The sequence below is a fragment of the Arenibacter sp. F26102 genome (assembly GCF_023015865.1).
Classification (GTDB): domain Bacteria; phylum Bacteroidota; class Bacteroidia; order Flavobacteriales; family Flavobacteriaceae; genus Arenibacter.
On record NZ_JALKBC010000018.1, the window covers coordinates 1 to 2,174 of the forward strand.

General features: G+C 52.7%; 3 tRNA genes and 1 rRNA gene (1 of these 4 running past the window's edge). All 4 read right to left on the bottom strand.

The features are described from left to right. Positions 1–54: 54 nt before the first annotated feature. Positions 55–128: transfer RNA gene (locus MWU78_RS19610), tRNA-Ala, on the bottom strand. 175 nt (positions 129–303) lie between these two features. Continuing rightward, a tRNA-Ile gene (locus MWU78_RS19615) sits at positions 304–377 on the bottom strand. A 166-nt stretch (positions 378–543) separates the two neighbouring features. Next, positions 544–617: transfer RNA gene (locus MWU78_RS19620), tRNA-Ile, on the bottom strand. A 206-nt stretch (positions 618–823) separates the two neighbouring features. Next, positions 824–2,174, bottom strand: a 16S ribosomal RNA gene (locus MWU78_RS19625) (it continues 428 nt past the right edge of the window).

The window sequence follows — 2,174 nt, forward strand, 5'->3', positions numbered from 1 at the left end:
CCCGTTGTCCCTTTTGCGGCCTTTGGCCAGGATAACGGCAATGTGTTGCCAATGTGGAGAATATCGGAGTCGAACCGATGACCTCCTGCGTGCAAGGCAGGCGCTCTAGCCAGCTGAGCTAATCCCCCGTTTTCCTATAGCCCGGCCCTAGCCAGTCAATAGTCGGCAGGTTTCCCAACTTCTAGAATTTCCTAATTCAATATTTTCAATCAATGAACGTGTGCCCGAAGGCAAAATCGTAATCCAGCGCAGACTTACCGCTTGCAGCGGCATGAACTTCTCGTCCGTACCTCGTCTACTTTGTAGTCTCAGGCAGACTCGAACTGCCGACCTCTACATTATCAGTGTAGCGCTCTAACCAGCTGAGCTATGAGACTGTTCAGATCCCCATTTAGCCATCTGCGGACAACCGCCCCGATAATTCCTNCGGCTCCATCGCTATAAAAGTCCACCGGACTTTTTCTTAACGCTCGGCCCTGTAGTCTCAGGCAGACTTACCGCTTGCAGCGGCATGAACTTCTCGTCCGCACCTCGTCTACTTTGTAGTCTCAGGCAGACTCGAACTGCCGACCTCTACATTATCAGTGTAGCGCTCTAACCAGCTGAGCTATGAGACTGTTCAGATCCCCATATAGCCATCTGCGGACAACCGCCCCGATAATTCCTTAAAAGAGCGCCGCGCTCCCCGTCCGAACGTGCCGTTGCGGCGCGGGCGGGTAACCAGCTGAGCTATGAGACTCACTATAGTTTATTTTGTTATTTATAAAGACAGAAAACGAAAAAACGGGCCTTCGGAAAAATGCCCATACGGCAAATTCTCTAGAAAGGAGGTGTTCCAGCCGCACCTTCCGGTACGGCTACCTTGTTACGACTTAGCCCTAGTTACCGATCTTGCCCTAGGCCGCTCCTTGCGGTGACGGACTTCAGGCACTCCCGGCTTCCATGGCTTGACGGGCGGTGTGTACAAGGCCCGGGAACGTATTCACCGGATCATGGCTGATATCCGATTACTAGCGATTCCAGCTTCACGGGGTCGAGTTGCAGACCCCGATCCGAACTGTGACCGGTTTTGTAGATTCGCTCCTGGTTGCCCAGTGGCTGCTCTCTGTACCGGCCATTGTAGCACGTGTGTGGCCCAGGACGTAAGGGCCGTGATGATTTGACGTCATCCCCACCTTCCTCGCGGTTTGCACCGGCAGTCCCGTTAGAGTCCCCATCATTACATGCTGGCAACTAACGGCAGGGGTTGCGCTCGTTATAGGACTTAACCTGACACCTCACGGCACGAGCTGACGACAACCATGCAGCACCTTGTGATCTGCCCGAAGGAAACTCTATCTCTAAAGCTGTCAGACCACATTTAAGCCCTGGTAAGGTTCCTCGCGTATCATCGAATTAAACCACATGCTCCACCGCTTGTGCGGGCCCCCGTCAATTCCTTTGAGTTTCATCCTTGCGGACGTACTCCCCAGGTGGGATACTTATCACTTTCGCTTGGCCGCCCAGATTTGCATCCGGACAGCTAGTATCCATCGTTTACGGCGTGGACTACCAGGGTATCTAATCCTGTTCGCTCCCCACGCTTTCGTCCATCAGCGTCAGTATATAGTTAGTAACCTGCCTTCGCAATCGGTATTCTATGTAATATCTATGCATTTCACCGCTACACTACATATTCTAGTTACTTCACTATAACTCAAGACCACCAGTATCAAGGGCAATTCTACAGTTGAGCTGCAGACTTTCACCCCTGACTTAATGGCCCGCCTACGGACCCTTTAAACCCAATGATTCCGGATAACGCTTGGATCCTCCGTATTACCGCGGCTGCTGGCACGGAGTTAGCCGATCCTTATTCTTACGGTACCGTCAGAGGGGCACACGTGCCCTTTGTTCTTCCCGTATAAAAGCAGTTTACAATCCATAGGACCGTCTTCCTGCACGCGGCATGGCTGGATCAGGCTCTCGCCCATTGTCCAATATTCCTCACTGCTGCCTCCCGTAGGAGTCTGGTCCGTGTCTCAGTACCAGTGTGGGGGATTCCCCTCTCAGGGCCCCTACCCATCGCCGTCTTGGTGAGCCGTTACCTCGCCAACTAACTAATGGGACGCATAGTCATCTTGTACCGTAGCCTTTAATGTAACTGTGATGCCACAGTTGCATACCATGGGGCA